General features: G+C 71.2%; 20 protein-coding genes. 14 read left to right on the plus strand and 6 right to left on the minus strand.

What is annotated here, in order from left to right:
* The 5 genes from ACFY1H_RS41145 (at position 1) to ACFY1H_RS41165 (ending at position 4848) form a co-directional block, all read left to right on the plus strand.
* The gene (locus tag ACFY1H_RS41145) at positions 1 to 783 is read left to right on the plus strand and encodes an ABC transporter ATP-binding protein (RefSeq protein WP_366581845.1); all 783 of its coding nucleotides are present in this window, start codon (positions 1 to 3) and stop codon (positions 781 to 783) included.
* The gene (locus tag ACFY1H_RS41150) at positions 780 to 1982 is read left to right on the plus strand and encodes a M24 family metallopeptidase (RefSeq protein ID WP_386955639.1); all 1203 of its coding nucleotides are present in this window, start codon (positions 780 to 782) and stop codon (positions 1980 to 1982) included. Before ACFY1H_RS41145 ends, ACFY1H_RS41150 begins: the two co-directional genes overlap by 4 nt.
* Entirely contained in the window at positions 1982 to 2875 is an 894-nt protein-coding gene (locus ACFY1H_RS41155) for an NAD(P)-dependent oxidoreductase (protein WP_386955640.1), read from the plus strand. Before ACFY1H_RS41150 ends, ACFY1H_RS41155 begins: the two co-directional genes overlap by 1 nt.
* Positions 2872 to 4047: an alpha-hydroxy acid oxidase gene (locus ACFY1H_RS41160; protein WP_386955641.1), complete on the plus strand. Its 1176-nt coding sequence runs from the start codon at positions 2872 to 2874 to the stop codon at positions 4045 to 4047. The genes ACFY1H_RS41155 and ACFY1H_RS41160 overlap by 4 nt, the downstream gene beginning before the upstream one ends.
* A 195-nt stretch (positions 4048 to 4242) precedes the next feature.
* The gene (locus tag ACFY1H_RS41165; protein WP_386955642.1) at positions 4243 to 4848 is read left to right on the plus strand and encodes a hypothetical protein; all 606 of its coding nucleotides are present in this window, start codon (positions 4243 to 4245) and stop codon (positions 4846 to 4848) included.
* Between the two features lie 147 nt (positions 4849 to 4995).
* On the opposite strand, the gene ACFY1H_RS41170 is transcribed toward ACFY1H_RS41165, so the two are convergent.
* Positions 4996 to 6003 (minus strand): AraC family transcriptional regulator, encoded by a 1008-nt coding sequence (locus ACFY1H_RS41170; RefSeq protein ID WP_386955643.1) that lies wholly within the window; start codon positions 6001 to 6003, stop codon positions 4996 to 4998.
* Between the two features lie 56 nt (positions 6004 to 6059).
* On the opposite strand from ACFY1H_RS41170, the gene ACFY1H_RS41175 reads away from it, so the two are divergent.
* From ACFY1H_RS41175 to ACFY1H_RS41205, 7 genes are all read left to right on the plus strand, one after another.
* Positions 6060 to 6992, plus strand: coding sequence for a LysR family transcriptional regulator (locus tag ACFY1H_RS41175; protein WP_386955644.1), 933 nt, complete (start codon positions 6060 to 6062; stop codon positions 6990 to 6992).
* Between the two features lie 136 nt (positions 6993 to 7128).
* On the plus strand, positions 7129 to 8595 hold the full coding sequence (locus ACFY1H_RS41180; protein ID WP_366581852.1) for a YHS domain-containing protein: 1467 nt from the start codon (positions 7129 to 7131) through the stop codon (positions 8593 to 8595).
* Positions 8596 to 8614: 19 nt separating this feature from the next.
* Positions 8615 to 8869 carry a toluene-4-monooxygenase system B family protein gene (locus ACFY1H_RS41185; RefSeq protein ID WP_366581853.1) on the plus strand — a complete coding sequence of 85 codons (255 nt, stop codon included), beginning with the start codon at positions 8615 to 8617 and terminating at the stop codon, positions 8867 to 8869.
* Positions 8870 to 8873: 4 nt separating this feature from the next.
* A complete protein-coding gene (locus ACFY1H_RS41190) occupies positions 8874 to 9236 on the plus strand; it encodes a Rieske 2Fe-2S domain-containing protein (protein ID WP_386955645.1) in 363 nt (120 codons plus the stop codon).
* Positions 9233 to 9592, plus strand: a complete 360-nt coding sequence (locus tag ACFY1H_RS41195; protein ID WP_386955646.1) for an MmoB/DmpM family protein — start codon at positions 9233 to 9235, stop codon at positions 9590 to 9592. The genes ACFY1H_RS41190 and ACFY1H_RS41195 overlap by 4 nt, the downstream gene beginning before the upstream one ends.
* A complete protein-coding gene (locus tag ACFY1H_RS41200; RefSeq protein ID WP_386955647.1) occupies positions 9589 to 10605 on the plus strand; it encodes a hypothetical protein in 1017 nt (338 codons plus the stop codon). Before ACFY1H_RS41195 ends, ACFY1H_RS41200 begins: the two co-directional genes overlap by 4 nt.
* 86 nt (positions 10606 to 10691) lie before the next feature.
* Positions 10692 to 11921, plus strand: coding sequence for an NAD(P)/FAD-dependent oxidoreductase (locus ACFY1H_RS41205; protein ID WP_386955648.1), 1230 nt, complete (start codon positions 10692 to 10694; stop codon positions 11919 to 11921).
* A gap of 26 nt (positions 11922 to 11947) precedes the next feature.
* On the opposite strand, the gene ACFY1H_RS41210 is transcribed toward ACFY1H_RS41205, so the two are convergent.
* Positions 11948 to 12787: a dioxygenase gene (locus tag ACFY1H_RS41210; RefSeq protein WP_386955649.1), complete on the minus strand. Its 840-nt coding sequence runs from the start codon at positions 12785 to 12787 to the stop codon at positions 11948 to 11950.
* 169 nt (positions 12788 to 12956) lie between these two features.
* On the opposite strand from ACFY1H_RS41210, the gene ACFY1H_RS41215 reads away from it, so the two are divergent.
* Positions 12957 to 14486 (plus strand): 4-hydroxyphenylacetate 3-hydroxylase family protein, encoded by a 1530-nt coding sequence (locus ACFY1H_RS41215; protein ID WP_386955650.1) that lies wholly within the window; start codon positions 12957 to 12959, stop codon positions 14484 to 14486.
* A gap of 110 nt (positions 14487 to 14596) precedes the next feature.
* On the opposite strand, the gene ACFY1H_RS41220 is transcribed toward ACFY1H_RS41215, so the two are convergent.
* The 4 genes from ACFY1H_RS41220 to ACFY1H_RS41235 form a co-directional block, all read right to left on the minus strand.
* Positions 14597 to 16720, minus strand: coding sequence for a LuxR C-terminal-related transcriptional regulator (locus ACFY1H_RS41220; protein ID WP_386955651.1), 2124 nt, complete (start codon positions 16718 to 16720; stop codon positions 14597 to 14599).
* Positions 16717 to 17277, minus strand: coding sequence for a flavin reductase family protein (locus tag ACFY1H_RS41225; protein WP_386955652.1), 561 nt, complete (start codon positions 17275 to 17277; stop codon positions 16717 to 16719). Before ACFY1H_RS41225 ends, ACFY1H_RS41220 begins: the two co-directional genes overlap by 4 nt.
* An 83-nt stretch (positions 17278 to 17360) precedes the next feature.
* Entirely contained in the window at positions 17361 to 20375 is a 3015-nt protein-coding gene (locus ACFY1H_RS41230; RefSeq protein ID WP_386955653.1) for a BTAD domain-containing putative transcriptional regulator, read from the minus strand.
* 267 nt (positions 20376 to 20642) lie between these two features.
* Entirely contained in the window at positions 20643 to 21293 is a 651-nt protein-coding gene (locus ACFY1H_RS41235; RefSeq protein ID WP_386955654.1) for a dimethylsulfonioproprionate lyase family protein, read from the minus strand.
* A gap of 173 nt (positions 21294 to 21466) precedes the next feature.
* On the opposite strand from ACFY1H_RS41235, the gene ACFY1H_RS41240 reads away from it, so the two are divergent.
* Positions 21467 to 22234 (plus strand): IclR family transcriptional regulator, encoded by a 768-nt coding sequence (locus ACFY1H_RS41240; RefSeq protein WP_386955655.1) that lies wholly within the window; start codon positions 21467 to 21469, stop codon positions 22232 to 22234.
* Positions 22235 to 22293 lie beyond the last annotated feature (59 nt).

The raw sequence follows: 22293 nt of genomic DNA on the forward strand, positions 1-22293 counted from the left end.
ATGCTGACCGTGGACCACCTGAGGAAGTCCTACCGCACCGCCGGCAGCGAGCTGGAGGTGCTGCGCGACATCTCGTTCACCGTGAACGCCGGCGAGTTCGTCACGATCGTCGGCCCGTCCGGCGCCGGCAAGACCACCCTGCTGCGCTGCCTGTCCGGGCTGCTGCCCTCGTCCGGGGGAAAGGTCGTGCTCACCGAGACGGGCAAGGTGATCGAGAGCCCGCCGCCGGAGGTCGCGTGTGTCTTCCAGGACTACAGCCGTTCGCTGATGCCGTGGTCGAAGGTCGGCCGCAACGTCGCGATCCCGTTGAAGAACAAGATCCGCGACCGCGCGGCGCGCCGGGCCGCGGTGCGCAAGGCGCTGGACGAGGTGGGCCTGGACGGGTTCGACGACAGCTACCCGTGGCAGCTCTCCGGCGGGATGCAGCAGCGGGTCGCGATCGCGCGGGCCATCGCCTACCGGCCGGAGTTCCTCATCATGGACGAGCCGTTCGCGTCGGTGGACGCCCAGACGCGCGCGGACCTGGAGGACCTGGTGCTGCGGGTGCGCCACGACGCCGGGCTGACGATCGTGCTGGTCACCCACGACATCGACGAGGCCGTGTACCTCGGTGACCGGGTGATCGTGATGTCCGGACGCCCGACCACGGTGCTGCGGACGCTCGACGTCGACCTGCCCCGGCCGCGCAGCCAGGTGACGACCAAGGCGCTGCCGCGGTTCACCGAGCTGCGCACCGAGGTGCTCACCCTGATCAGCGGCGCGAAGACGGGAGCGGCCCGATGACCGCAACCGAGCTGTCCGAACGGCTGAACCACCCGGTGAGCACCGCCGAGCTGCAGCGGCGGTGGCACGCGATCCGCGAGGGCATGGCCGATCACGGGATCGACGTGCTGGTGGCGCAGACGAACAACGACTACGTCGGCGGCTACATCCGCTACCTCACCGACATCCCGGCGACCAACGGCTACCCGGTCACCGTCGTGTTCCCCCGCGAGGAGCCGATGACGATCATCCGGCACGGCGCGCGCGGCGAGGACCTGGTGATCGATCCCGGCCACGACCCGGTGCTGCGCGGCGTCGGCCGGGCGCTGGCGAGCCCGTACATGAGCTCGGTGTCCTACACCCGCCACGACGCCGCGGAGCTCGCGCTCGACGCGCTGCGGCCGTTTGCCACCGGGCGCATCGGCTGGGTCGGCACCGGCACGATCCCGCTGGCGTTCGGCGAGTACCTGCAGCGTGAGCTGCACGCGGCGACGTTCGCCGAGGCCGCCGACGTCGTCGACACCGTCCGCGCGCTCAAGTCCGAGGAGGAGCTGGAGCTGGTGCGCGCCACGGCGAGGCTGCAGGACGCGGCGATCGCGGCGGCGTTCGAGGCGCTGCAGCCCGGGATGCGCGACAGCGACGTGGCCGCCGTCGCGCAGCACACGGCGCAGTCGCTGGGCAGTGAGCAGGGCATCTACTGGTGCGTCTCGACCCCGCTCGGGGAGCCCGGCCGGATCGCGCACCCGCACAGCCAGCACCGGGTGATCCGCGAGGGCGATGCGTTCCACCTCATGGTGGAGGTGAACGGCCCGGGCGGGATGTACACCGAGATCGGCCGCTCCGGCGTCGTCGGCCGGGTCCCGGACCGGATCGCCGAGGAGTACGACTTCTGCCTGCGGGCGCAGCGATTCTGCTACGGCCTGTTGCGTCCCGGCGCCGCACCCGCCGACATCTGGGCGGAGTACAACGAGTTCCTGCGCGACAACGGGCGGCCGGAGGAGCTGCGGCTGCACTGCCACGGCCAGGGCACCGACCTCGTCGAACGCCCGCTGATCCGGGCCGAGGAGCCGATGGTGCTGGCGGCGGGCATGAACCTCGCCTGCCACCCCCGCTACGTGCTCGACGGCTTCTGCCACTGGGTGTGCGACAACGTGATCATCGGGGACGACGGCATCGAGGAGCTGCACAAGTTCGACAAGCGGCTGGCCGAGCTGGGCTGATGACGGTCGTCGCTTCCGGACCGGACGAGGCACTGCCCGCGCTGCGCGCCGCCGCGCCGGGGCGGGTCCGCGTCGTCCCGCTCCCCTCCGGCGGGGGACCGGCCGCGGTGCGCGCGTTGCGGGACGTCGAGTTCCTCGTGCTGGAGCACCAGCGCACCGACCTGCTCCCGGTGCTCGGCGAGCTGCCCGCGCTGCGGGTCGTGCAGACGCTGATCGCCGGTGCCGAGTGGCTCGAGCCGTACCTGCCGGACGGGGTGCGGCTGAGCCGGCCCGCCGGTGCGCGCGACAACGCGGTGGCCGAGTGGGTCGCGGCGGCGTTGCTCGGGCTGGCCAGCGGGCTGCTGCTCGCCGTGCGCGAGCAGGGCGAGCGGCGATGGCGCCGCGTGGAGAGTGCGGAGCTGGCGGGGACCCGGGTGGTGCTCGTCGGTGCCGGGGCGATCGGCCGCCGCGCCCGCGACAAGCTCGCCGGCCTGGGGGCCTCGGTCACCGTGGTCGCGCGGACCGCTCGCGCAGGGGTCCACCCGGTGACCGAGCTCGGCGACCTCGTGGCCGAGGCCGACGCGGTGGTCCTGCTCGTGCCGGCGACCGCCGGCACGGCGGGGCTGGCCGGGGCGGGAGTGCTGGCCCGGATGCCGGACGGGGCCGTGCTGGTGAACGCCGCGCGCGGCACGGTGGTCGACACTGCGGCGCTGACCGCCGAGGTCCTCGCCGGGCGGCTGCTGGCGGTGCTGGACGTCACCGACCCCGAGCCCCTGCCACCGGATCATCCACTGTGGACGGCCCCGGGATGTTTCCTTTCGCCGCACATCGCGGGCGTGACGCGGCAGGGGAAGGCGCGGGCGATCGAGGCGGCGGCCGACGTGCTGGCGCGGTATGCGCGAGGCGGGGGGTGAACCGCGCCGGCAACATCGCCGAACTGCGCGAGGCCGCCCGCCGCCGGATCCCTCGCCCGGTGTTCGACCTGGTCGAAGGCGCCGCCGAGGACGAGGTGACGGCGCGGCGCAACGTCGAGGCGTTCCGGGCCACGCGGCTGCTGCCCTCGGCCCTGGCCGTGCCCGGCGAGCGCGATACCGCGGTGCGGATCTTCGGCGACCCGGTGGCGTCGCCGATCCTGCTCGCACCGACCGGCGCGGCCCGGGTGCTGCACGGCGAAGCCGAGACGGCCGTTGCCCGGGCGGCCGCCGCCCGCGGCACCGTCTACGTCCAGGGCATGGTGTCCAGCTTCACGCTCGAGCAGGTCGCCGCCGCGGCCCCGGGCCCGCGGTGGTACCAGCTCTACCTCTGGCCGGACCGTGCGGCGGTGCGCGCGCTACTGGACCGCGTCGCGGCAGCGGGGTACCGGGCGCTGGTGGTCACTGTGGACAGTGCGGTGTTCGGCAACCGCGAACGGGATCGCCGCAACGGGTTCACCGTGCCGATGCGGTTCGGGCCCCGGATGGCCCTGCACTGCGCCACGCGCCCGAGCTGGGCGGTGGACATCGCGCGCGGCCACCTGCGGCGTCGCGGCTCACGCCACGGCCGGGTCACGCCGCACGCGATGCAGCGCGACATGCTGCGCAGCCTCTACCCGGTGACCGCGCGGGATCTCGCCGACCTGCGCGCTTGGTGGTCCGGCCCGCTCGTGGTCAAGGGCGTGCTGCGCCCGGCCGACTGCCGCGTGCTGCTCGACCACGGCGTCGACGGCATCGTGGTGTCCAACCACGGCGGTCGCCAGCTCGACCGCGCGTCCGCCACCATCGAAGCCCTCGCCGGCGTCGTCGCCGAAGTCGCGGGCCACGCCGAGGTGTTCCTGGACGGCGGCGTGCGACGGGGCACCGACGTGCTCGCCGCCCTCGCCACCGGCGCTCGCGCGGTGCTCGTCGGCCGGCCCTACCTGTACGGGCTCGCGGCCGGCGGGCAGGCGGGCGTGGAACGGGTGCTGCAGATCCTGACCTCGGAGCTCGACCGCGCGATGGCCCTCACGGCCTGCGCCCGCATCGAGGACATCGACCACCGCGTGCTCGCGACGAACATCGCCGAAGCCCACCAGCCCGGGAGCGACTGCCAGAGCGGGCGGTTGCTGTGATGAGCCTGGGCGAGCTGCTTCATCCCTTGCGGGACAGCCGGCTGCCCGGTGCGGAGCCGATCCGCGTCGCGGTCGCGCCGGCCGGCTCCACGGCGTGATCACCGGGCAACCGGGTCGTCGCGCGGCGAGTCGACCCGTTCCGCCGCGCCGGTATTCGAGCGCTCCGCCATCATCCACAGTGTACGGTCCGGGATCATGACCGAACCGGTCATGGCCGCGAGCCGGCGGCTGTTGCCGGTGCGGCCCGGCCGGACCGATGATGTGGTCATGTCTGCCTCGCGAAGCACCATCCTCCCGCGCGCCATCGTCGAACTCCCGCAGTCCGTTCCACCTCTCGCGGAGGTCCACGGACTGCCGGCGAGCGATCTCGAGGTCCTCGCCGATGCATGGGAGAAGCAGCTCCCGGATGCGCCGGCGGCGGTCCGGCGGCTGGGCCCGGCCGCGGCCCGGCTGCGGGAACTGCGCCGCGTCGAGCAGCGGTCGCGGACCTGTCCGGTGTGCGCGTTCGACGATCTCGACGACCCGCCGTACCTCGCGTTCGAAGGCCTGTCGCGGGACGCCGGCCGGCCGGAGTTCACACCGCCCTATTCCGTGCACTTCGGTGACCCGTCCCGGACCCGCTGCCCGTGCTGCGGCTACGGGTTCGGGCTCGACGACGCCGTGCGCAAGGATTCGGAGCCGGTCAGCTTCGAGGCGTGGTTCCGGGAGTGGGCGGCCCGAGGGCACCCGTGGCACGACCGCGACCGCCGGCCGCAGCGCTGGGACGTCGCCGCCCAGCTCGCAGCCGCGGCGCGCGATTAGCTCTCCTGCGCCGGACGGTCACCCGCGCCCGCCGCGATATCCGGATGACCACCGCGAGAAGCGGATCGCCCGCTCGGCCGCGGATCGCTAACTTCCCGTCGAACGTCAGCAACGGCGCTTGACGGGAGGTCTGGAATGCCGGCGGAACTAGAGTTCCTCGAACCGGAGCGTGTCCGAGGGGTTCTCCCCGAACTTGGCGCGATACGCCTGGGCGAAGCGACCGAGGTGGCTGAAACCCCAGCGGAAAGCCACCTCGGTCACGGAGACGGCAGGCCGCGACCCGGTCCGCAGGTCCGCGCGGACCCGCTCGAGGCGGCAGTCGCGCAGGTAGGTCATCGGCGGGACGCCGACGTAGCGCCGGAACCCCTCCTCCAGCGAGCGGACGCTGATGCCCACCAGCTCGGCGAGCTGGGCGACCGTCCACGGCACTTCGGGGCTGGCGTGCATGAGGTCGACCGCGCGCTTGACGGTCCGCGGCTGCGGGCTGGCACCCAGCTCGGAAAGTGCCTCGTGGTAGCTGTGCGGCTGTCCCCACAGCAGCCCGCCCACGATGAGCCGGCGCAGTTCGGCGGCGAGCAGCCCGTCCCTCGTGAAGGCGCCGGGCGCGTTCAGTTCCGTGGCCAGGACTTCGACCGCGTGCAGCCACGCGCGCATGGCCGGCTGCGTCAGGTCCATCGCCATGCGGAAGCGGACCGGAGCGTGCAGCGGGTGCTCGACCCGCCGGACGACCTCGTCCTCGAGGAACGTCCGGTCGATCTTGAGGCACAGCTGCTCGCTTCCGGCCTCCCACCGGTCGAGCACGGTGTGCCCGACCGGGTTGAACACGGCGGCCGTGTGCGGCGTGGCGACCACCCGCTGGTCGCCGCACGTCGATGCCACGGCTCCGGTCAGCGGCACGTTCACGTGGTAGGCGGTCTGCAGGTCGCCGCAGTCCTTGACGATCTCGGCGCCGTAGGACATTCGCCCGATCGTGAGCGGGCCGACGGTCAGCGTGCGCATCGTGAACTCGAAGTCACGCGAGCGGTGCGTGGGATCGACGCGAAGCGGGTAGTAGACGCGGCTCAGCTCTTCGCGCGCGAACGCCAGATCGGTGGTGTGGAAGGACTTCGGCGTGCCGGACGCGCCGACAGCCGCCGTGCGGTCACCGGCACACATGGTCGGATGGTAGCTCGGTGGGATGCACCGGACAAGGCGCGGGGGAGGCGGCCGGTATGGAGCTGCGGCAGCTGAAAGCGTTCGTCGTCGTGGCGGAGGAGCTGCACTTCGGCCGCGCGGCGGACCGCCTGCACATGGCGGCTTCGCCGTTGAGCCGGCAGATCCGCAGCCTGGAACGGGAGCTGAAGGCGGTGCTCTTCCGCCGCACGACCCGCCGCGTGGAGCTGACCCCCGCCGGGCGGGTCCTGCTCGAACGGGGCCGCGCGATCCTGCGGGAGGTGGACGTGGTGAGTCGCACCGTCGCGGAACTGGCCACCGCGTCTCCGGCCCGCGTCACGGTCGCTTTCACCAGCTGCGCCGCCCAGTCCCTGCTCGCGCGCATCATGGTGACCGCCCGGCGCGTCGGTGACCTCGAAGTGGACCTGCACACGGACCTCCTCACCCCGGCCCAGCTGGACGCGATCACGAGCGGGGCCGTCGACATCGGGTTCCTCGTGCGGGCGGGCGAGCCGGTCCCGGCGGGACTCCGGTCGCACTCCCTGGCCGCCGGGTCACTGCGCGCGGTCGTGCCGGCCGGCCACCCGCTCGCCGAACGCGCCGTGATCGACCTGGCCGAGCTCGCGACCCACGACCTCATCTCCTTCCCCGTGCCGACCCGGTCGGTGGTCCGCGAGGTCACCGAGAAAGCCTGTGCGCGAGCCGGGTTCCGGCCCCGGTTCGCCTACGAAGCGGGCGAGACGGCGGCGATCCTGAACCTCGTCGCGGCGGGTCTGGGGATCAGCCTCCTGCCCGTGCCCGTCGACCTGCTCGGTCCGGGGCTCGTGCACCGTCCGGTGACTCCGGAAGCCGGCATCGAGATCAGCATGGTGTGGCGCGCCGACGAGCGGCGCGAGGCCGTGGTGCGGCTGGTCGACGCGATCCTGCGGTGCGGCCGGGAGAGCCCCCGGACCGAGGACTGCGAACTCGTGCCGGTGCGCGGAGCGCGGTAGGTGCCGAACCGTCCTTTCGGGACAGATCCCGGAGCGACGCCGTCGGGATCATTGTGACCGGATTCGACCTTGGTCCGGCGGCCGCCCGCGCACATCCTGGTTCACAGCAGCACGAAGTGAGTTCAAAGGAGAACGCATGCCACACCTCAAGCGCGAGGACTGGTTCGATCTCGGTCGCCGGCTGGACTGGACACCCGAGTACGTGACCCGCGACGAGCTCTTCCCGGAGTTCGCCACCGACGAGTCCGCGCTGCCGAGCGAGGCCTGGGAAGAGTGGGACGAGCCGTACAAGGTCTCCTACCGGGAGTACGTCGACATTCAGCGGCAGAAGGACGAGGGACTCTACGGCGTCAAGACCGCGGTGGGGCGTGCTCGTTACGTCGAGGGCGCCGACCCCCGCTGGCGCGCGATCATCAAGGAGCACTACGGCGTCGCCTCCGTCGCGGAGTACTTCGCCGGGCTGTCCGAGGCGAAGCTCGCGCGCTTCGCGCCGTCGGCCTCGTGGCGCACCGTCGCCACGCTCGGCATGCTCGACGAGATCCGCCACGGCCAGCTCCAGCTGTTCTTCCCGCACTCGTATGTGAAGCTGGACGAGCAGTTCGACTGGGCGCAGAAGATGTACCACACCAACGAGTGGGGGACGATCGCCGCGCGGTCGATGTTCAGCGACCTGTTCCTGGCCGGCAGCGCGGTCGACGCGGCGATCGCGGAGACGTTCGTGTTCGAGACCGCGTTCACCAACCTCCAGTTCCTGGGCATGGCCTCGGACGCGCTCAAAGCGGGCGACATCGAGTTCTCCTCCTTGCTGCAGTCCATCCAGACCGATGAGGCGCGGCACTCACAGCAGGGCGCGGCCGTGATCGAGGTGCTGCGCAAACACGATCCCGATCACGCCCAGTACGTCGTGGACAAGTCGGTGTGGCGGACCTGGAAGGTCTTCACGCTGCTGACCGGCATGCCCATGGACTACTACATGCCGCTGGAACACCGCGTGCACTCCTTCAAGGAGTTCATGGAGGAGATGGTGCTCGACCAGTTCAGCAAGTACATGCTGGACTCGGGACTCAAGCTGCCGTGGTACTGGGACCAGCTGCTCGACGAGGTCGACAACTTCCACCACTCGATGCACCTGGGCTCGTGGACCTACCGGCCGACGCTGTGGTGGGACCCGGCCGCCGGGGTGTCCCCGCAGGAACGGGAGTGGCTCGCGGTGAAGTACCCCAAGTGGGAGGAGACCTGGGGCCCCAAGTGGGACGTCATCACCGAGAACGCGAGGGCCGGGCGCGAGGACCTGACCCTGCCGTCGACGTTGCCGGTCACCTGCAACATGTGCCACCTCCCGATGACCGTGTGGAACGCCCACGCCGCCCCGCTGCGGACCGTGCAGCTGGACGGGCGCCGGTACCGGTTCTGCTCCGAGCCCTGCCAGTGGATCTTCGAAAAGGAACCCGCGAAGTACCGGGGTCACCTCTCGCTGATCGACCGGTTCGTCGCCGGGCACATCCAGCCGCCCGATCTCGACGGAGCGCTCGCGTACATGGGCATCACCCCCGGCGTGGCCGGCAAGGACGCACTGGACTACGCCTGGGCCCGCACGGCCTGACCGAGGAGGAGAACACCCGATGGGTTCACCCATGCCGGTGGTCGCGCACTTCCGTGGCGACTTCCTGTACAACCTGGTCCTGATCGAGGACACCGACACCATCGAGCAGGTGGCGCAGGCGTGCGCCGCTCATTCGGTCGGCCGGCGGGTACCGGTGCTCGACCGCGCCCTGCGCGTCGAGCACGCGGGCCGGTTCCTGGAGCCCACCAGGTCGGCGGCCGAAGCGGGCGTGCAACCGATGGACGAGGTCATCGTCTCCTACGCCGACTCGTGATCCGATGACCGAACACGAGAAGCCGGCCGAGAGCTGGCATTCGACGGGCGCCGAAGAAGACCTCTGGGCGGGGGAGATGTCGTACTGGCAGCTGCCCGGAGGCACCCCCGTCCTGCTGGTCAATGTGGACGGACGAATTCGCGCTTACCAAGGAATGTGCCCGCACCAGGAGAACACGCTCGAAGACGCCGATTTCGACGCCGGCGTGATCACCTGCCCCGCCCACCTGTGGGAGTTTGACGCCACCGACGGCGCGGGCATCAACCCGGCGAACACCAGGCTCAGGGAGTACCCGGTGGAGATCCGGGCCGGCGAGGTCTTCGTCCGGGTGCCGGCCGCCGACCCAGGAAAGGTGTGTCACCGATGACCCAGACCGACGCGACCCGCGATCCCGCGCCACCCGAAGGTGCGGCGCTGGTCGGGCCGATCATGCAGGCCGGGGAGATGGCGGAGCTGGTTGCCGACGCCATCGCCCAGGACAACCCCGGAGCCGAGGTGCTGGTCCGGGACCAGGGATCGTTCATCCGCATCCACACGCCCGGCATCTGCCGGCTGACCCGCCGGACCCTCAGCGAGCTCGCCGGCCGGCCGCTGCGGATCGGGGACGTCGAGCCGCACATGGCGTTCTTCGCCGGCCACATCACCACGACCACCGACGAGATCGTCTGGCGCACCGGGCAGAGCGCCGGACGCCCGGCTCCGATCGAAGGAGGAGCACGATGACGAGTGACGTGACGCCGGGAACCCGGCGCCGCCGGACGTGGAGCCGGTACACGGATCGCAAGGTGCCGACCGAGTACGAGTTCGTGTCGCACGACCTGCACTGGCACTACAAGCCGGGCCAGCCGCCGTGGGAGATGGCGCCGGACCACGTGTGGAACCGGTGGTACATCGAGAACCGCAACGACTCGCCCTTCACCTGCCCGGACTGGAACCGCTTCCGCGATCCGGACATGCTGGTGTACCGCACCTACGTGAAGATGCAGGACGAGGCGGAGAACTACGTCGACGGCCTCATCGACGACCACGAGGACCGCGCGGCCTACGCGACGCTGCCGCAACCGTGGCTGGGCGCTCTGCGGTCCGGGTACACCCCCTTCCGCTATGCCGGCCACGCCCTGCTCATGGCGGCGACGTACGTGATGTCGATGGCGCCGTCGAGCTACATCAGCAACGCGGTCGCGTTCCAGGGCGGGGACGAGCTGCGCCGCATCCAGCGCATCGCCTACCAGACCAGGCAGCTGCAACTCCACCACCCCGAGCTCGGGTTCGGCGACGACCGGGTCCGCTGGGAGCGTGAAGCGTCCTGGCAACCGCTGCGCAAGGTGCTCGAGCTGCAGCTGGTGGAAAAGGACTGGGGCAAGGCGTTCGTGTCGCTGAACTTCGTGGTCAAGCCGGCGGTCGACGCCGTGTTCAACGTGCGGCTCGCCGAAGCCGCCGAAGCGCACGGCGACGGGCTCACGGCCATGATGCACCGCCACCTGCAGCAGGACTCGGAGCGCAGCGTCCGCTGGTCCGTCGCGCTCGCCCGCACGGCGATCGAAGGCGCGGCGGACAACTTCGGGCTGATCTCGGGTTGGATGAATGAGGCCCTGCCGGCGGTGACCGACGCGGTCGTCGACGCCTCGGCGCCACTGTCCACTTCGGTCGCTGCGCTCGATCCGGCCGAAACGCGGGCCGCGGTCCGTGAAGCGGTCGCGGCCGCGGTGCGGGAGATCGGCATCGAGCAGTCCTGACTCTCCACGCCGCCGACGGCGGTGCGCGTCCGGTTCCGGCGCGCACCGCCGTCGGCGTTCCCCACCCACCGAAGACGGGAGAGACCATGACCGACCGCTCGCCGACACCGCGCCGCGTCGTGATCGTGGGCGGCTCGCTGGCCGGCCTGCACGCCGCGGAGGAGCTGCGTGCGGCCGGGTACGACGGCTCGCTGACGCTGGTGAGCGCCGAGCGGCGAGCGCCCTACGACCGGCCGCCACTGTCCAAACAGGTCCTCACCGGCGAGTGGCCGCTGGACCGTGCGGCGTTGCGCAGCAGCGAAGAGCTCGCAGCGTTACAGGCCGACGTGCACCTCGGGGTGCACGCGACCGCACTTGATGTGTCGCGCGGGATCGTGACGACCGACGCCGGCCTCGACCTGCCCTACGACGGGCTGATCCTCGCGACCGGCTGCGCGGCCCGATCACTGCGCGGCGAGGTGGCGCGGCCGGGGCTGCACACGTTGCGGACCGACGAGGACAGCCGGGCCCTGCGGCGGACTCTGCTCGGCGGTGGCCACCTGGTCGTGGCGGGCGCGGGGTTCATCGGCATGGAGGTGGCGGCGGCCGCCCGGGCCCTGGGCGCGGACGTCACCGTGGTCGAGCCTTGGCCCGTCCCGATGCAGGCCGCGCTCGGCGACCGGATCGGTACCGCGCTGGCGGACCTGCACCGCGCGCACGGCGTGAAGTTCCGCCTGGGGCAGACGATCAGCCGGGTTCTCGGCGCCGCTCGGGTCGGGGGCGTCGAGCTCAGCGACGGCACCGTCCTCGACGCCGACGCGGTTCTGGTCGGGATCGGTGCGACGCCGGCCACGGACTGGCTCGCCGGCAGCGGCCTCGACGCGACCGACGGTGTCGCGTGCGACGCGTACCTGGCCGCCGGGCCGCCGGGCGTCTACGCCGCCGGCGACCTCGCGCGCTGGGACAACCCGCTCTTCGGCACGCGCATGCGGGTCGAGCACTGGTCCAACGCGACCGAGCAGGGGGCCGCGGCGGCCCGGAACCTGCTCGCGGCGCCCGAGGACCGGAAACCGTTCGCCTCGGTCCCGTACTTCTGGTCCGACCAGTACGACACGTCGATCCAGTTCGCCGGACGGCCGGGCCGGGAGCGAGTGCCGGTCGTCGACCTCGACGGCCCGCAACCCGAGTTCCTCGTCCTCACCGGCGAGAGCGGCACACTCACCGGCGTCCTGTCGGTCAACTCCCCGAAGGCCTTCCTGCGGCTGCGCAGGATGATCAAGAACAAAGCGAGTCTCGCGGACGCCGCCGATGCCGCCCGCGCGCTCCGGTTCCGCTGACCCACCCGTGTTCTCACCCGAGGGTCTCAGCGCGGTTGGTCCAGCACGAAGGTGCGCTCGACGAGATCGTACGGCCCGTCCGGTCCCTCTCGGAGGTCCCGCCGGTACAGCAGCGACTGCTTGGTGCCGAACACCGGGTCGTCGGTGAGGTACGGGTCGTCGTCGCGGAACAGCATCGTCGTCACGGTCGAGAAGCCCGGTGCCGCGATCCGGACGTGGATGTGCCCGGGACGCATGACCGGCCGCCCGGTGGCGTGCATCAGCTCGCCGACCGGCCCGTCGTCCGGAATCGGGTAGGGGGCCGGCGCGATGCTGCGGATCGTGACCGTCCCGTCCGGGCCGGTGCGGAACAGGCCGCGCATCGCGGCGGCGTCCAGGCCGGGCACGTCGGAGTCGTAGTGGCCGTGGCTGTCGGCGTGCCACACGTCGAATTCGGCCCCGGGCACCGGGGCGCCGGTGGTGTCGACCACGGTGGCGTGGAACAGCAGTGGCGTGCCGGGCAGCCCGTTGGAGATGTCGGCGCCGTCGGCGAACTCGGGCCGTACCTGGCGGTAGAAGGGGCCCTGGACGCTGTTTTCGGTCGTGCCGGTGCTCCGTCGGTGGTTGACCGTGTCGACGAGCATGGTCACCCCGAGCACGTCGGAGAGCAGGATGAACTCCTGTCGCCGGTCGTCGGATTTCTGTCCGGTCCGGGTCAGGAAGCCGACCGCATACGCCCATTCGGCCTCGGTGAGGTCGACGTCGCGGACGAAGTCGTGCAGATGCCGCACCAGGCTGGACAGCACTGTGCGGATTCGCGCGTCGGGCGTGTCCGCCAGTGTCTGCAGCACCGCTTCGGTAATGCTTTTTTCGTCCGGGTCCAGCATTTTTTCCTCCTCGCACTTGTGCTGGAAAGGTAGCCGGACGTGCGTTAGCCGCGGCGAAATCCGGTGTTACCTCGGATTCACCCCGCGAGCTCAGGGTTGTCTCACCCCCTTCCGCTGCACGGTGGATACCGGCGCATCGAGACGCGCCACCGAGCGGAAGGAGCGATCTGTGCTGCGAACCGGCAAGGAATACCTGGACGCACTGGACGACGGCCGGGTGGTGTGGGTCGGGGACGAAAAGGTCGACAACGTGGCCACCCATCCGAAGACGCGGGACTACGCGAAGCGCATCGCGGACTTCTACGACCTGCACCACCGCGACGACCTGCGCGATGTCATGACCTTCGTCGACGACGACGGTGAGCGTCGTTCGATGACCTGGTTCCGTCACACGACGAAGGACGAGCTGAAGCGCAAGCGCCGTTATCTGGAGACGGTGATCCGCGAGCTCGACGGCGGCGCCGTGCCGAGGACGCCGGACGTCAACAACTACGTGCTGCACACCTACAAGGACGATCCTGTGCCGTGGAGTGAGCAGTCGCAGGGCACCGGCGGGCGTGACCTGACGGTGGGAATCCAGGAGTTCTGGGACCTGATGGTCGAGGGCGATCTCAACGCCGTTCCGGCGTTCGTCGACCCGCAGACGGACCGGTCGCGTGAGTCGGCCCAGGCCGAGTCGCCGGCGCTGCGGATCGTGGAGACCCGTGAGGACGGCATCGTCGTGCGCGGTGTGAAGGCCATCGCGACGGGTGCGGCGTTCGCCGACTTCATCCACATCGGGGTGTTCTTCCGGCCGGGGATCACCAGCGAACAGGTCATCTTCGGCGCGGTCCGGGCGAACACTCCCGGCGTCACCCTGGTCTGCCGGGAAAGCACCGTGAAGGAAGGGCAGTACGAAGAGCACCCGCTGGCCGCCAAGGGCGACGAGCTGGACACGACGATCCTCTTCGACGACGTGTTCATCCCGTGGAACCAGGTCTTTCACATCGGCAACCCGAAGCACGCTTCGTTCTACCCGCAGCGAGTGTTCGACTGGCTGCACTACCAGGCGCTCGTGCGCCAGACCATCCGCGCCGAGGTGATGGTCGGCCTGGCCCTGCTGATCACCGAGCACGTGGGGACCTATCAGCTGCCGCCGGTTCAGGCTCGGCTGGCTCAGCTCGTGGGCTTCCACCAAACGCTGCGCGCCCACGTGCTGGCCTGTGAGGAAGACGGGTTCACCACACCGGGCGGGCTGTACAAGCCGAGTGTGCTGCTCTTCGACTTCGGCCGGGCCTACTACCTGGAGAACGTGCCCCGGATGGTCAACGAACTGGTCGATCTGGCGGGACGCGCATCACTGATCTTTCCCACCGAGAAGCAGTGGAACCAGCCGGAGCTGCGCCGGTGGCTCGAGCCGTTGCAGACGGGTCCGATCGGGCGGCCGCACGACCGGCTCAAGATCAGCCGGGTGATCCGAGACCTGTACCTGTCGGACTGGGGCGATCGGATCAGCGTGTTCGAGAACTTCAACGGAACCCCGTTGCTGGCGGTGCGCATGCTGACCATGAACCGCGCCGAGATGGCACCGTCGGGCCCCTTGACCGACCTCGCGCGGAAGATCGCCGGGATCGAGCCGGCAACCCCGAAGGACGACGGGAGGACGGAGTACGCCGGGCAAGCCGGCTACGCCCGCCGGCAGGACGCGCGCGCCCACTGACCGCCAGACCGCGGCTCGGGACGGCCGGTGCCCACCACCCGGCCGTTTCGGGCCGCCACCAAGCCGGGGAGTGAGCCGCGCTGTCATCGGCTCGGTGAGGCCGGCGCCGGTCACGCCCCGCCGGTGGGCGTGGCGTGACCGGTGGCCGAACCGGCTGCGGCTCCCCGGCTGACGGCATCGGCGCGATCGTGGGCACCCAGCTTGCGGAACACCGACCGGACATGGGTTTTCACGGTGTTGTGCGAGACGTGCAGTTCGGCGGCGATCTCGCGCAGCGTCAGCGGCCCGGACAGGGCACGCAGCACGGCGCGTTCCCGATCGGACAGCACGGCCGGGCGGAGATCCGGGACCCCGCAAGGCCATTGCTCCTCGAACAAGGCGGCCAGCACTGGGCCGTACCGGAGGCCGGCGAGCGCGGCGCGCGCCTGTGCGTGGGCTCGCCGCCGGTGCCGAGCGTCCCCGGAAGTGGACGTCGAGTGCGCGTGGAGGAGAGCCGAGAAGGCCTCCGCATGGGGAGCGGTGGGTACCAAAGCCGCCGTAGGGGGCGCAGTCCTGCCGCGGTCCGCGGCCGCCAGGCACGCCACCGCGACGACGGGAGCCGCACACCGCGTCGGATCGAGTTCGTGCAGAGCGGCCGCTTGCGTGGCCGAGGCGAGCGCGGCTGTGGTGTCGCCGGTGAGCAGCAACCCGGCGGTGCGCGCGTCCAGTGCCCGCACCGAGACATCCCGGTAGCCGAGCCCGTCCGCGTCACGAGCCGTCACGGCGAGCTGGTCGACGACCCCGGCTGCCCGACCCTCCCACACCCCGGCGGTGCCGAGCGCGGCGTGAGCCATGAGCAACCACCAGGGCCGGGCTCCCGCCGGCCGGTGGGCGGTGATCACCCGCGTGGCGGCGCACTGCGCGGTGGCCAGATCCCCGCGTTGCAGGGCAAGCCACGCCCGCACGGCAAGCGCCGGGCCATCGTCCGGCCCGGCGAGCCGGGTCGCCGCGCGGGCGGGGTGCCCGCAGGCCAGCTCCGCCGCCGCGGCAATCGCGTGCGCCTCGGCGGGCATCGTCGGCGCGTCGTCGAGGCGTGCGAGCAGGGTCCGCGGGTGCGCCGCCGGCCACGTCTCGAGTGCTGTCCGGATGGCGACGTCGGGCAGCCCGGCCATTCGGGCGTGCTCGTAGGCGGCGTCGGGATCGCCTTCCTGCCTTAGGCGTGTTGCCGCGCGGGCGTGCAGAGCTGCGACGGCATCGGGTTGTTCCGCCGTCAGCACGGAGCTCAGCACGAGCCGCAGCACCGGGTGGCATCGCAGACCCGCCCCGGTGCGCCGCAGCAGCAGCGAGGACTCGGCCAGCGCGTTCAGCGTCTCGCCGGCAGCGGGCAGCGCCGTCACTTCCGCACAACGTTCGGGCGTCAACTCCGTCAGCACGCTGCTGTACAACAGCAGCCGGCGTTGGCGCGAGGTGACGCGTTCGAGCACCTCGGCGCGGAAGAAGTCCTCGACCGAGGGCACGGGATGGGGCAGGGCAGCGCCAGGCGGCTGGTTCCGCAGGGCCATGCCGGCCAGTCGCAGACCGGTCGCCCAGCCCGCGTACCCGTGCCCCAGCGCGGCCGCTTCCGCGCGGTCGACCGGGCGGCCGGCCGTGGCCGACAGCAGTTGCCGGGTCTCGGCCAGGTCGAGCCGCAAGTCCTCTTCGGTGAACTCGGCGAGGCGACCGGCCGCGCGAAGCGAGGCGATCGGCCCACTCGGCGGGCGCGCGGTGGCCAGCAGGACCCGGACTGTGTCGGGAGCCCGGCGGACGAACTCGTCCAGCGCGGCCCGGGTCACCGGGTGCTCGACGACGTCCAACCCGTCGAGCACGAGCGCCAAGGACCCGGTCGAAGCCAGAGCGTTGAGCAGCTCGGGGATGATCTCGGTGAACAGGGTCGGCTCGTCGTCGAGCAGTGCCGCCGGGGGAGCCGGGACGTCGGCGCAGTAGGGCCGTACCGATTCGAGCACCGCGGACCACACGCCCGCCGGGGTGTCGTCATGGCTGCTCAGGCTCACCCAGGCGCACCGCCGGGAGGCGACCCACTGGGCCAGCAGCACGGTTTTCCCGGCGCCGCGAGGCGCGGCCACCAGGATCACCGGTTCGGTGACCGCGTCCAGCCGGGCCAGCAGCCGCGCGCGGCGCACGTCGTCCGGGTGCGGGGGAGGTGGCCGCAGCCGGGTCCGGACGACGACGGCCGACCGCGTTCGGCGTGCGGTCACATCGCCGACGCGAAGTGCCAGCTCCCGGCCGTCCCGCTGGGGGTGGCCGGGCCGGCGAGACTGCCGAAAGCGCTGGCGAAGTACACCAGGGGGTTCGTGCCCGGGACGTGATCGCACTTCAGCACGTCGCCCACCACGATCGTGTGGTCGCCGCCCGGCAGGGTATCCGCGACGGAGCAGACGAAGTGCGCGATCGCGTCGGTCAGAACCGGGACGTCACTGTCCGTCCGCAGCTTCATGCCGGCGAATTTGTCCTTGCGGCGGGTCGCGAAGTGCTTCGCGATGTGTTCGTGGTCTTCGCCGAGGACGTTGACGGCGAAATTGCCGGACTCGGTGATCGCCTTGCAGGTCGGAAGATTCGAGCCGATGCACACGAGCAGCTGCAGCGGGTCCATCGACAGTGAGGCCACCGCGCTCGCGGTCATCCCGGCGGGCCCGTCCGCGGTGCGGGTGGTGATCACGGCCACCCCCGTGCTGAACCGGGAAATGGCCTGGCGGAAACGGAAAACCCCATTCTCCGTATCAGCAGGAACGGCAAGATGCTTCACGCTGTCCATTGCTACCTCCAGGGGAGCACGCGGGTGACGTCGGCCGAAACCAGCGTGCCACCGGGCCCGTTATCGCCCGCGAAATCGGTGCGTCAGCTCCGCAGCCGGGTGACCAGGCGGTGCACCTCCGCCGACGGCGGGACGGCCAGCTCTCGCATGGTCGCCACATAACGTTGGTACAGCGCGAGCACGTCGTCGTCGTTGCCGCTGGCTTGGGCGAGCGTGATCCGCAGCAGCCAGGCCTGCTCGCGGTACGGATCGAGGCGCAGCACTGTGTCCGCGTTGGCGACCGCCTCCCGATACCGGCCGAGCCGGAACGCGACCCGGGCGACGTCCAGCCGGGCCCGGACGATGCGCTCGTCGAGTTCGGCGCGGCGCGCGTCCGCCCACGCACCGGACAGGTCGCCGAGGTATCTGCCTCGCTCGGTCCGGGCCAGCGCCGCGGTCAACGTGTCCAGCCGGGCTTCCCCGTTCTGGTGATCGGCCTGCGCGAACGCCTCCAGGACTTCGGCCGCGCTGCTGCTGACCAAGTCGGGACCGGGGAGGCGGAACCGGTCTTCCCGCACGACGGGCGACAGTTCGTCCGGCACCACCTCACGCAGGCGATACAGCGCCTGCCGCAAGTAGCTGCGCCCGGCCGCTTCGTTGTTCGAGTCGAACAGCGTCCCGAGCAGTTCCTGACGGCTCGCCTCGTGACCGGGGGTGGCCAACAGGTAGGCGAGCAGTTCGATGCTCTTGCGCAGCCGGGGCGTCACCGGCGAGCCGTCCACCCGCAGCTCCGGCTCACCCAGATCCTCGAGCACCAGCCTCGGCGCCCGGCCGGCCGCGGTGATCCGGCGGCCGTTCGCGAGTGACGCGGTCAGCTCGTGCCAGTGCGACAGCCGGTCCGATTCGGTGTCCGCGCCGCGTACGGCCACGGCCGGTACGTCCGCCAGTGCGTTGAGCAGCAGATGCACCGAACCCCGTTCCTCCGCGATACCGATCGCCAGTGCCGCCGACTCGTCGGAGGCATCCTCCGCGCCCACCCGCCACTGGACTTCGGCCAGGTAACACGCCACAGTCGGGATCTCGAGCATGCGGTCTGCGGCGCGCATGCTCCGCAGACTCCGTTGCAGCACGTCGCTGGCCTCGGTGTCACGGTGGCGCAGCAGGAACGCGAGCCCTCGCCAGAGCAAGGCCAGCTCGCGGGTGAACGCGTGCCGGTGTGAGCCGCTCGTCTCCGCCTCGTCCAGCGCGCGATGCGCGGCTTCCGGATCGTGATGAAGGCGCAGGCACAACTTCGCCTCCATCAGGTGCAGCAGCACCCGGTAGATCTGGGATCCGGTCGCCGCCACGAGTTCGTGGCCGCGCTGCAGGGCCTGCCACGCGTCCTCGGCGCGCCCGAGGTCGATCATGAGCTCCACGGCGTCCAGCGCGTGCAGCCACAGGGGCTGAGGTGCTTCGCGGTGCGCCTCGTAGCGCGCCATCGCCTGTTCGATCCGCCCCGTCGCGCGGAGGCCGGCGATGACCCACGGCGCACCGAGAACGCTGCGCCACGGGCCGTGTGTTCCGGGGTCGTCCAGGCCGGCCAGCCGCCCGCGCATGAAGGCCAGCCGCATCAGCATCCCGTCCAGCGGTCCCGACGGGGTGGTCGCGAACGCTGGGAACGGGGGAGGGGGTTCGTCGCGGCTCAGTGCGAGCACGGTCAAGGCGATGTCCCTGGCTCGCCCCGGTGACATCACCTCGGCTACTTGCCCGGCATCGGCGATGCGGCCCGCGTGCCACAAACACCACACCAGCAGGACCAGGGCTTCCCCCGAGCCGTCGGCCGCCAGTTCGGTGATCCAGCCCCGGCCGTGCCGGTCGTAGAGCTCGACCGCCCGCCCGGCCTGTTCGAGGGCGAAGGCGACGCGCAGCACGATCCCGCCGATCGCAGGGCTGAGCGGACGCTCGGAGGCCTGCAGTTCGTCGAGCCACCGCGCCGCGGGCCCGAAGTCCATCCGCTCGATCAGCCGCGGCAGCAGTTCGGCCGCCAGTACCCACGCCTCGTCGACCGCACCGACGCCGAGCAGCGCGTGCACGGCCTCCTCCTGCTCGCCGCGGCGAACCAGCAGCCGGGCGTGCCGCAGGCGGACCCGCTTCAGCTCGCCGGGCTCCTGCTCCGCAAGGAGTTCGCGCAGGTGGTCACGCAGTTGCGGGCTGACGATCAACGTCCGGTCGTCGGGCCAGGTCGCCGGAAGGTGACGGTGGCGCAGCGCCGCCATGATCCGGGGTGCGTCTTCGAGCCGGAGCGCGAGCGCGTCGTCGACGGTCACCTCGTCCAGCAGGCTGGTGTACACCAGGAACCGGCGCTCCTGTTCGGACAGTCCGGACAGGACGTGCGTGGAGAGGTAGTCACGAAGCCGGTGCGGCGCGTCGGCGAGGGTCCCATCGGCGAAGAGGATTCCCGCCACCCACCCGCCGGTGACGCGAATGGCCTCAGCCGCGTCCGACGCCGATCGCCCGGCCAGGCGCAACGCTTCCGCGGCCTCGTCGAGATCGAAGGCGAGGTCCGAACCAGTGAGCTCGGCGATCCGGCCCAGCTCTCCGGTCGACCCGGTGTCCAGCGGCAAGGCCGTCCGGGAAATGAGGATGACCCCGACGTCCGCGGGCGCGTACCGGGCGAGTGCGGACAGCACGGCGAGCGCCTCGTCACTGCCGGAGACCCGCTCGGCGTTGTCGCAGACGAGCACGATTCCGGTGCCGTGCAAGCTCTCGGCGAGCAGCCCCGCCGCCTCACCGACCAGGATCCCGGCGGCAAGCGCGTCGGTCGCCGCGCCACTCGCCTCGGGGGCGTGCGGCGTGACCGCCGCCTCGAGGTACAGCAGAAGGCGTCCCGCAGCCGATTCCGTACCGTCGAGCGACAGCCACGCCACCGGCCGGTCGAGGTCCCGCAACGCCAGGGCAACGGCCGTGGTCTTGCCCGACCCCGCTGCCGCATACACGGTCAGCACGTTCGCCCGCTCGAGCAGCGCGCGGACGCGGGCGGTCACCCGCTCCCGCCGGACCAGACGATCACCGAGAACCGGCGCCGCCAGCTTCCGCCGGATGACGGTACGCCGCGACCCACCGCCATCGGCCGGCGCCACGCGACGCACCTCCCCATGCCGTGTTGCTGAGCCGTGTGGATCTTCCACGGTCAAGTGTCCCCTCGTCGGCACAGGTCAGCAACGTGCGATTTCGCCTGGATTAACAGGCCTGGCGTCCGCTCAGCTCCGGTGCAGGAAACCCACCTCGACGTCCCTCCTTGAGCAGCGCTACCGAACGGGGTCGACGAGCTGTCACACTGCGGAGGGGAGGGATGAGTCCTCGGGCATCGCGTCCATCAGCGTCTCGTTCGCGTCATCGCACCCCGTTCAGCGTTGATGCCGGGGTTCAGCCGGGTTGATGAGGCGGGCCGGTGTGTGGAGGTCGCCGCGCCAGAGGTAGAGCGCCAGGAGGGGGATGGCGTCGGTGTGGATGGCGTGCGGTCGGGTGGGGGTGTGGTGCAGGACTGTGCCGGGTTCGCGTGCGACGTAGGGGGATTCGTCGGTGGACCAGCGGGCCCTGGTGAGCGGTACGTAGACCTCGTCGGCTGGATGCCAGTGAGGCGGGTAGTGCAGGTGGGGGCCGAGCAGCAGGACGCCGAGCGTGAGCAGGCCGGCGGGGTCTACGGCGACGGGTAGCGCGGCTGCGGAACCCAGCAGGGTGCAGTGCGCGTAGCCGGGCAGGAAGTGTTCGTGGGGTGGATTGCTCACGTAGGTGCTGGTCTGCGTCCACCGCGCGGACGTCAGCGCCTGCACCAGTCCGGTCACGTCGTTCGCCCGCGCGATGCGGAGGGCCTTCGGCAGGTGGCGCAGGGCGGGCAGGGCGGCGCTCGGTGCTGCCGGCGTGACCGGCGCGGTCGGGTGCGCGTTGCGCAGGTCGGCCGCGTGCTCGGGCAGGCCTTCGCTCGCCAGCCGCCGGGCCAGGTCGGTGACGAGCGCTGTCACCGCGGCAGTCGCCGGTGTGGAGCTTCCTGCGGTCACCGCGATCATCTCCCTGCGGTCGCTGCGACGATCCGGACGGGATCATCGAAGCTGAAGCCTGGTCCGTGCCCAAACGCCAGGCCGTGCATGTCGCAGCTTTCGCTCGGACGAGGCGCGGCAGGGGGTGCCGCCGGTTTCCTTCGTCTTCCCCGTCCCTGTGCGAGACTGGCGCAATGCCTCGTGTCAGCACGGGTGAGTCGGTTCTGGCGCGGGCCGTGCGGATCTTCGATGTCTTCACCGCGGCGCAGCGTGCGGTGACGATCACGGACATCGCGCGCCGCGCCGGGCTGCACGTCGCCACGGCGTCGCGGCTGGTCGCCGAGCTGGTCGAGCACGGCCTGCTCGTCAGAACCCCCGACGGCCGGGTGCAGATCGGCATCAGGATGTGGGAACTGGCCCAGCGCGCATCGCCCACGCTGTCGCTGCGGGAAGCCGCGATGCCGTTCCTGGAAGATGTCCACGACATCGTCGGGCACCACGTGCAGCTCGGTGTGCTCGACGGCACCGAGGTGCTGTTCATCGAGCGGCTCTCGGTGCGGGGCGGCGTCATCAACTTCACCCAGATCGCCGGGCGGCTCCCGGTGCACGCTTCCTCGTCCGGCCTGGTGCTGCTCGCATTCGCGCCGGGCGAACTGCAGGAACGAGTCCTGACCGGACCGCTGAAGCAGTTCACCACCCACACGATCACCCGACCGGGGCGCCTGCGGACCGTGCTGGCCGGCATCCGCAGAGACGGCTACGTCATCACCAACGGACACCTTCATCCCGACGCGACCGGGACAGCCGTGCCGATCAGCCACGACGGCACCGTCGTGGCCGCCCTCTCGGCGATCGTCCCGAACAACAGGCAAGCCAACGCGGTCGTCCCCGTCCTGCGCACCGCCGCGCGAGGCATCACCCGCGCGCTGAACGGACCGAGCGCCGACAGTTCGCATCCGTAGTATCAATCATTGAGAACGTCCTTCTCCTGAACGCAGGCAATCCGCATCCTCGGAGAAAC

Source organism: Amycolatopsis sp. NPDC001319, from assembly GCF_042896185.1.
In the GTDB taxonomy this organism is placed as follows: Bacteria; Actinomycetota; Actinomycetes; order Mycobacteriales; family Pseudonocardiaceae; genus Amycolatopsis.